Raw genomic sequence first — 8,317 nt, forward strand, 5'->3', positions numbered from 1 at the left:
CGCCCGGACACCGCGTCGAACACCCAGGTCGCGGCGGCCTGCCGGGCGGGGTCGGTGTCGTTGGTGCGCGGGCCCACGTTTTACGCCCCCCACCGCCCCCCCGCCCACCCCCCCCCCCGGCGGTTTTTTCTCCTACGCTCAGACGTCTACGACCCTGGCCGCACCCGTGACCTGGTCGACCAGGAGGGCGTGGTTCAGGGACCCGGTGGTGTGCGGTTCGAGGCCGCCCCCGGACCGGACGGCCCCGGCGAAGAGCCGGACCACGTTCACGAACTGGTGATCGGCCGGGAGCGTCCGCTCCTCGCGGTGGTCCTGCCGCTGGATCCAGATCGTCGGCTGGTACGTCTCCGGCGGGGTGAAGGCCCGGTCGACGCCCAGCCTCCCGCTGCTGCCGGAGAGTTCGTAGGTGGTCCGATACGCGTGTTCCGCACCGAAGGTCAGCTGCGCCGGCACCCCGTCCGGCGTCTGCAGCAGGATGCCGCCAGAGATCACCACACCGTGCCGCCGGGAGCGGCGGAGCACGGCCCCGGCAACGGTCAGGCCGGGACCGAGGAAGCGGGCCGCCGCCCGGAGCACGTACCCGCCGACGTCCAGCAGCATGCCGCCGCCCGTGCCGGGCTGGTACCGGATGTCGGTCTCGGGTTTCGGCGGGATGGTGAAGACACTGGAGAAACCGCGGAGTTCGCCGATGACACCGTCCGCGAGCAGCTCGGCGACGGCGGCGTGCTGGCTGTGGTGCAGGAACATGAAGTTCTCGAACAACAGGAGCCCGCGTTCGCGGGCGAGGCCGAAGAGCCGGACCGCGGTGTCGTGATCGGCGCACAACGGTTTCTCGGCCAGTACGTGCTTTCCCGCCAGCAACGCCCGCTCGATCCACTCCGCGTGCATCATCAGCGGAAGGGGCAGATACACCGCCTCGACGTCCTCCCGTTCGAGGAGATGCTCGTAGCCCGTCACCGCGTCGCAGCCGAAGCGACCGGCGAACTGGCTCGCCTTCTCCCCCGTCCTGCTCGCCACCGCGACGAGACGGGCGTCCGGCTCGGCCAGCAACGCCGGGATCATGCGCCGGGCCGCGATGTCGGCGCAGCCGAGGACGCCGAACCGCACCGGCCCGGCGGTCATTCCGCTCCCCAGCCCTGCAGCGTCTGGACGCACGCGAGGCAGCTGCGGAGTTCGACGTCGAGATAGTTGCTGTGCAGCAGTAGCTCGCCCAGCTGGTCCAGCGTCATCCACCGGTACTCCTCCGGGACATCGACGGGGAAACTCTCCTCCACCTCGATGATCAGGTAACGGTTCTGGGCGTGGTAGAACCGGCCGCCCTCCTCCGACTGCAGCACGTCGAACCGGATCCGCGACGGTGGCGCGGAAAGCACGTACTCCAGGAAACGCGGGAGGTGCTTCGTGGGTACGTCACGGTAGTTCGCCGGCTGGCACTGTACCGTCGGCGCGAGCTCGGCCACGTTGAGCATCCCGGCGTCCGTGCGCGCCTCGACCAGTGCGTGCAGGACGCCGTCGATCTGCTTGACCAGCAGCGCCAGCAGGCCCGGCCCGAGCGGGGCGAGCAGCGGCTGGGTCCAGGACGGCACCTCGCGGCTGGTCGCCCGCACGTCGACGGCGACGACGGTGAAGTACTTGCCGTCGCGGTGAACCAGCTGGTCGTCGTCGCGCTGCCAACCGCCTTCGGCGACCTCGTCGAGCGGGACCCGCTGCTGGACCAGCTCCCGCTGGGCACGGACCTCGGTGAGCCAGCTGAGGATGTCCTCGCGGCTGTGCAGGGCCGACGCCCCCTTGGCCGCCGATTCGTGCAGCGAACCGGCGAACGACGAATTGGTCACCAGCCGCTCGGCCCGGTCGAGGTGCGGCGGGAGGCACGACAGGACGGTGCGCGCGTCCATGTTGATCAGGTTCTCGACCCGCAGCAGCTGCCTGATCTGGGCGAGGGTGAGCCAGCAGAAGTCCTCGTCGAGCGGGATGTCGTCGTCCGTCGCGACGATCATGTTCCGGTTGCGCTTGTGCAGGAACCACGCGCCCTGCTCGGACTGCAGGACGTCGGCGAGGACCCGGCCGCGGCGCGGTCGCCGGAAGTACCGCAGGTACTTGATCGCGTTGCCGCCGTGCACCCCGGTGTAGTTGCTGCGCGTGGCCTGCACCGTCGGCGACAGCTGCAGGCCGTTGACGTTGCCGGGCTCCATCTTCGCCTGCATCAGGAAATGCGTGACGCCGTGGAACTCCTTGGCGAGGATGCCGAGCAGGCCGACCTCCGGCTGCACGATGATCGGCTGCGTCCAGCTGGTGATCCAGGTCCGGTCGGTCCGCACGCGCAGGCCCTCGACGGAGAAGAAGCGGCCGCTGTCGTGCACGAGGTTTCCCGTGCCTGCCGCGAACGACCAGCCCGAGAGATCGGCGAACGGCACCCGGCTCACCTCGAACCGGTGCGCCGCGGCGCGTTCGGCGAACCAGTCGTAGAACCGGCTCAGCGGCATCAGATCGCTGTCGAGGGCCAGCGCCGATTCCGCGAGCATCTGGCGGCTGCTGACGTCATCCACGACGACTGTCCTCCGTGGACTGTGCGGCCTGTCCGGCCCCGTACGACGACGCGGACAGTTCCCGGGCGGCGAGGTCCCGGTAGATCCGTCGGCACGCCTCGTACGTGGGGAGCAGCCCGGCTTCGGCGGCTTCGTGCAGGGTCGGCGCGACCTTGTCCTTGTCCGACATGACCGGTTCCCCGGACAGGTTCCACGGAATGCCGATCGCCGGGTCGAAGGCCTGGATGTCGACCATGGTGCCGGGCACGTACTCGGTGGAACAGACGTAGTTGACACACGTGTCGTCGGTCAGCGTCAGGAAGGCGTGTCCCAGTCCTTCGGCGAAGTACACCGCGAGCCCGGATGCCGCCTCCTGCAGGGTGATCTCGTACCTGCCGAAGGTCGGCGAGCCGACGCGCAGGTCGACGAGGACGTCCAGCACGGCACCGCGGACGCAGGTGACCAGCTTCGCCTGGCCGGGCGGCGTCACGGTGCCGTGGATGCCGCGGATCGTGTTCTTCTTCGAGACCGAGTAGTTGATCTGGCCGATCGTGAGCGGATACCCGGTCACTTCCGTGAACTCGCTCTGCCGCCAGTGCTCGAGGAAGACGCCGCGGCGATCCGGGACTGGATCCGGGGTGATGCGGTAGGCGTCGGGAATGCTCATCTCGGTGATCTGCACGATGCTCCGCTCTCGATCGGTCCGGCTGCGGCGGGGCTGCTCGGCCCCGGTCATCGCCGGGGGTGCGTGGTCAACTCGCCGGCAGCGCTTCGATCACGCGGTAGAACGCCGAGCCGGACTCGATGTAGGTCACTTCGCCGAGCGCGAGATCGGCACTGGCGAACAGCCGTTCGTACTCGGCGAGCGTGCGCTCCTTGCCCGTGGTGGTCACCATCGCGCCGATGTCGGAGATCGCCGACACCAGGCCCGCCGCGGAGCCCTGTTCCTGCGGTGATTCCGGCATCGGCAGCGCGACCACCATGACCTTGCCCTGCGGGCTCATCGCCTCGCGGCAGTTGCGCAGGAGCACCTCGCACGATTCGTCGTCGAAGTCGAGCAGGACGTTCTTCAGCATGTACACGTCCCCGCCGGAAGGGACCGCTTTGAAGATGTCCGAGGGTTCGCCGGTACCCCGGTCGGCGACTCCGGCCTTCTCGAACACCGCCGCCGTGCCCCGCAGCGCGACCGCGGTGTCGGCGACGGTTCCGCGCAGGTCCTCGTTCGCCGCGAGGATCGCCGCCAGGTGCAGGCCGCTGCCTCCGCCGACGTCGACGACGCTCTTCGCGTCACCGAAGTCGTACCGCGGCACGAACACCGGGAGCTGGCTCTCACTGGACGCGGCCATCGCGTCGTGGAAGATCTCGGCCAGCCGCGTGTCGGTTTTGATGTACTCGTAGAAACCGACCCCGTGCGCGCAGTCGAAAGCGGGCTTTCCGGTGCGGATGGCGTCTTCCAGCGCACCCCACGCCTGCCAAACCGGCTTCGCCGCGTGGAGGTCCGTCATCCGCCTCGCGTTCTCGGCGGCGTTGTTGCGGTACACCCGCCCCAACTCGGTGAGGTCGTACCGGCCGTCGTCCAGGACCCGCAACATTCCGACCCCGGCGGCGGCACGCAGCAGACGGGCCAGGAACCCGGCGTCGACCCCGAGGCTCGCGGCGATCTCGTCCGCCGTTTTCGGCGCACCGTCGAGCACGTCGGGAACTCCCAGCCGGGCCACCGTCGTGGAAATCTGGAAAACGGCAAAACCAAAGGTGGAGAAGAAGAACTCCGACGCCGACGGCTTCTCTTCCCGAGTTTCCGTGTCAGCCACTTTTGAGCCTTTCCGCGCAGCAGGAATCGAGCAGGAATGATTTTCGCAACGTTCGGTCGAACAGGTCTCGAACGCGTTCGGGCGGCCGGCGTTACCTCGGGACCGCGAACTGGGTGACGCAGCGCAACTGGCTGGCGCGGAAGGTGTCGAGGAAACCCTCGACGGTGCCCGTGTTCCGCGGCTTGTTCAGATAGGGAGCGAGCTTGCGCTCCACCTCCGCCACGCCGGGTTGCGTGGCCATGAACCGGATCACCGCGTCGAGATCGCCCTCGTACTCGATGAACCGCACCAGGGTGCTGTCCCGGATGAACACCGCGGTGGCCAGGATCCGGCCCTCCCGCGCCCCGCCCGCACCGGTGACGAGATTGGTTTTCGGCCGCTGGAAGTTCTGGAAGACCTCGGCGACCTCGGCCTCACAGCCGCCCTTGATGTCGTACGTTATCGCCGCGTAGGGCATGTCGGCTCCCGAAAACAGTGCTGGTTCGGACGCCCGGGACCGGCGAACCACCGCCCGGGCCGGGAATCACAGGGCTTTCTTGGCGATGACCGCGGTTTCCAGCCCGTCGTAGAGCGGAAGGGTCGTGGTCGAGGCGAATCCGGCGGCCGTCGCGTAGGACCGGCATTCGGCCACTGTGTACTCCGAGCCCCCGGTGGTGACCACGAGCAGGTTGAGACACCCGAGCAGCCCGGTCGCGTTGCGCCGGCGTTCGTCGTCGAGCATCCGGTCGTAGGTCACCAGGATGCCGCCCGGCCGCAGCGCGCGGTGGCACTGGGCGACCAGCCGGCGCCGCTCGTCGGGATTCCAGTCGTGCAGGATGTGCCCGAGGATCAGCACATCGCTCTCCGGCAGGTCGTCGGTGAAGAAGTCCCCCACGACGAAGCCGACGCGCTCCGCGGTGCCGTGCCGCCGCATGTGCTCGTCGAACAGCGGCTCGATCTCCGGCCGGTCGAAGACCGTCCCGGACAAGTGCTTCTGCGCCTTCACCAGTCCCGCGGAGAGATTGCCCCGGGCCCCGCCGACGTCGACGAACTCGCGGTACCCGGACCAGTCCAGCCCTGCCGCCAGTTCGCGGGCGATGTGCGTGGTCCACGCGTCCATCGCGGCGAGGAAGCTGCGCCGTCCTTCCATTTCCTCGTAGATGTGCTCGAAGACTTCGGCGTTGCCCCAGTCGGCGGGCTTTCCGGTACGCAGGCTCTCGGTCAGCCCGGTCCAGGCCCCGAACAGGTCGGTGCTCGCCCGCCGCATCCACCCGCCGAGGTAGGTTTCCTTGTTCTCGTCGAGGAAATAGCCGGTGGCGTCGGTGTTGCGGTACTGCCCGTCCTCCCGCTCCAGCATGCCGAGTGCCACCAGCGAGTCGAGCAGGTCACGCGCCCCGCGCGGATGCAGGTCCAGCTTCTCCTGCAGGTACTCCGCCGTCCGCTGCCCGTTCCCGAGTTCGGTGAACAGTCCGATCTCGACGGCGGACAACAGTGCTTTCGCTCCCCAGAAGGCCGTGCCGAGTTCGATGATCGGCCGGGCGCTCGGGGTCGCGCTCATCGGTGTGGTCATGACTTCCTTTCCTCCGCACGGGTTTCCCACGCTCACCACCGCAGCGGCAATGTCTCGGGTCGGCTGAAGGCCCGGTTGGCCTTCCACTCCAGTTCGGCTTCGTCGACGGCAAGGACGAACGCGCCGAGCCGGTCGAACAAGGTGTCCAGCGCGACGACGAGTTCGATCCGCCCCAGCTGCGCGCCGAGGCAGTGGTGGATGCCGTGCCCGAAGGCCAGGTGCGGATTGCGGCCCCTGGCCAGGTCCAGCTCGTCGGCGGCGTCGAAGACGTCCTCGTCGCGGTTGGCCGAGTTGATGCAGGGCAGCACCGCCTCGCCCGCCTTCACCCGCACCCCGCCGATCTCCACGTCCGCGACCGCGATCCGGATCGGGCCGACACCGCCACCGGCCTGGGAGTACCGCAGCAGTTCCTCGACCGCGGCCGGCAGTTCGTCCCGATGCTCGACGAGCCGGCGGATCGCCCCCGGCCGGGCGGTCAGCGCCAGCACGCCGTGCGCGATTTCCGCTGTGGTGGCGTGATATCCGGCCATCAGCATCGTCTCGGCGAAGGCCAGCAGCTCCTCGGTGCTGAGCGCGTCTCCTTCGTCACGAGCGGTGATGAGCACGGTGAGCAGGTCGTCGGCGGGACTGCGGCGCTTGGCGTCGATCAGCTCGGTGAGGTACCGCCGCAGATTGGCCGCCGCCGCGCCGACTTCCGCCGAACCCCGGGCGCTGACGCTGAGCATCACGTCGGTCCATTCCCGGAACAGGTCCTGGTCGGCAGGGGGCACGCCGAGCATCTCGCAGATCAGCGTGATCGGCAGGGGCTGCGCCAGCGCCGAGATCAGGTCGGCGGGCGGGCCCTGCTCACGCATCGCGTCGACCATGTCCGCGGCGAGCTTCTCGATCCTCGGCCGGAGCTTGTCCACCTGCCGCGAGGTGAACGCGTGCCCGGCCAGCTTGCGCACCCTGGTGTGCTCCGGCGGGTCCAGCACGAAAATCGACTTCGATCCGGCGGCGACCGGCAGCAGGCGCGGCGCGTCCGGCCTGGTGATCGCCTCCCGGCTGAACCGGGGGTCGGCGAGGACCTGCCGGACGTCGGCGTGTTTGGTCACCAGCCACACGGTGTGCCCGTTGGCCAGGCCGACCTTGCTGACCGGCCGCTCGGCGCGCAGCCGCGCGTACTCCTCGGGCGGCAGCAGCGGATGCTTGCTGGAGAACGGAAACTGCAGCGGTGCTCGCTCGGTAGGCAACACAGCCCCCTCGGTCTCGCCGGTACCCGATTACCTGGACGCGCCGCCCGCCGGGCACTCGGAACGGCACCGCCCCAGGATGCGGAGCAGCGCTCGAACCACTCTCGAACCCGCCCGGCCATCGCGGCCCGCGCGTTCCGCGCCGGCTCGCTCAGCGGGAAAGGCGCAGCTCAAAACAACCGGTACCCGGCATATTTGACAGCCGCCGCGAGGTCACGATAGTTTGCTGGTGATTACCGTCGCCGACCAAAAATTCGGCGTTGCGGCATACCGCGACCCGGACGGCAAACGGAAATCGGTCGCCAAACAATTCCAACAATAGCATACGAACTGGGGGAAAGATCAAGTCGGCTGACGACATTCTCCGGACGTACCGGCCGGTGCGTGTTCTCGGAGCCACTGGGGATTGAATAGCATGAGCCCCGATGGGGTGGACCACCCATCGCGGGCGCTCACTCATAAAACAGTACGCGCCGTGGTCATTCGGCCTGCGCGTATCCAAGTCATATCTGTCCGAAAGGTTCCACTATGCCCAATTTCCGCAAAATCGGTGTCGGCATCGCCGCGCTGGCCCTCGTCGCCACCGCACCGGCGGCCAGCGCGATGGCCCGCCCGCTCGCCACGCAGGACACCACGCCGTCCACCGCCGAAGGCAAGGCCGCACAGGGTATCGGCGGCGTCTGGTACCACGACGACGGTTCGGTGCTGACGCTCAAGGCGTCCCCGGACGGCCAGATCACCGGTACCTACGAGATCGCCAGCGCACCCCAGTGGGGCAAGTTCGTGGTCTCCGGCCGCTACGAGACCACGCCGGCGGCGGGGACCGGGGCGGCGGCGGGCTGGGTCATCGCCTGGCACAACGACAAGCAGGACTTCCACTCGGTGACCAGCTCGAGCGGGCAGTTCTTCGGCGGGGACCTGCAGCGCATCTTCGTCCAGACGCTGTCGACCCACGGCACCACCACGAACGACATCTACCTGTCGACGATGGTGGACCACGACAGCTACAGCCGCACCAAGCCGTCCCAGGCCGAGATCGCGAAGGCCCGTGCCGATAAGCCGTGGTCGGCCGGCCCCGTCGCGGGACCGGGCGCCGGTCGCTGACCGTCCCACCAAACAATCCACAAAAGGACATTCAAAAGCCCGGGGGGGCCCGCACACCAGCGCGCCCCCGCCCCCCGGCCACCCACCGGGTGACCA

Annotated in this window: 8 protein-coding genes; 1 reads left to right on the forward strand and 7 read right to left on the reverse strand. The window is 68.7% G+C overall.

From position 1 onward, the window contains the following. Positions 1 to 138: 138 nt before the first annotated feature. From ACFWY9_RS31550 to ACFWY9_RS31580, 7 genes are all read right to left on the reverse strand, one after another. Entirely contained in the window at positions 139 to 1,122 is a 984-nt protein-coding gene (locus ACFWY9_RS31550) for a Gfo/Idh/MocA family protein (protein ID WP_378329207.1), read from the reverse strand. Further along, positions 1,119 to 2,546, reverse strand: coding sequence for an NDP-hexose 2,3-dehydratase family protein (locus tag ACFWY9_RS31555; protein WP_378329208.1), 1,428 nt, complete (start codon positions 2,544 to 2,546; stop codon positions 1,119 to 1,121). The genes ACFWY9_RS31550 and ACFWY9_RS31555 overlap by 4 nt, the downstream gene beginning before the upstream one ends. Continuing rightward, on the reverse strand, positions 2,539 to 3,207 hold the full coding sequence (locus tag ACFWY9_RS31560) for a dTDP-4-dehydrorhamnose 3,5-epimerase family protein (RefSeq protein ID WP_378329209.1): 669 nt from the start codon (positions 3,205 to 3,207) through the stop codon (positions 2,539 to 2,541). Before ACFWY9_RS31560 ends, ACFWY9_RS31555 begins: the two co-directional genes overlap by 8 nt. A 70-nt stretch (positions 3,208 to 3,277) precedes the next feature. After that, positions 3,278 to 4,336 carry a methyltransferase gene (locus ACFWY9_RS31565; protein WP_378329210.1) on the reverse strand — a complete coding sequence of 353 codons (1,059 nt, stop codon included), beginning with the start codon at positions 4,334 to 4,336 and terminating at the stop codon, positions 3,278 to 3,280. A gap of 91 nt (positions 4,337 to 4,427) precedes the next feature. Continuing rightward, positions 4,428 to 4,793: a SchA/CurD-like domain-containing protein gene (locus ACFWY9_RS31570; protein ID WP_378329211.1), complete on the reverse strand. Its 366-nt coding sequence runs from the start codon at positions 4,791 to 4,793 to the stop codon at positions 4,428 to 4,430. A 66-nt stretch (positions 4,794 to 4,859) separates the two neighbouring features. Continuing rightward, positions 4,860 to 5,885 (reverse strand): methyltransferase, encoded by a 1,026-nt coding sequence (locus ACFWY9_RS31575; protein WP_378329212.1) that lies wholly within the window; start codon positions 5,883 to 5,885, stop codon positions 4,860 to 4,862. 32 nt (positions 5,886 to 5,917) lie between these two features. After that, positions 5,918 to 7,117, reverse strand: coding sequence for a cytochrome P450 (locus tag ACFWY9_RS31580; RefSeq protein ID WP_378329213.1), 1,200 nt, complete (start codon positions 7,115 to 7,117; stop codon positions 5,918 to 5,920). A gap of 528 nt (positions 7,118 to 7,645) precedes the next feature. Between ACFWY9_RS31580 and ACFWY9_RS31585 the strand changes: the two genes are divergently transcribed. Continuing rightward, a complete protein-coding gene (locus ACFWY9_RS31585) occupies positions 7,646 to 8,221 on the forward strand; it encodes an avidin/streptavidin family protein (protein WP_378329214.1) in 576 nt (191 codons plus the stop codon). Positions 8,222 to 8,317 lie beyond the last annotated feature (96 nt).

The organism is Amycolatopsis sp. NPDC059027 (assembly GCF_042739735.1).
Lineage (GTDB): Bacteria > Actinomycetota > Actinomycetes > Mycobacteriales > Pseudonocardiaceae > Amycolatopsis.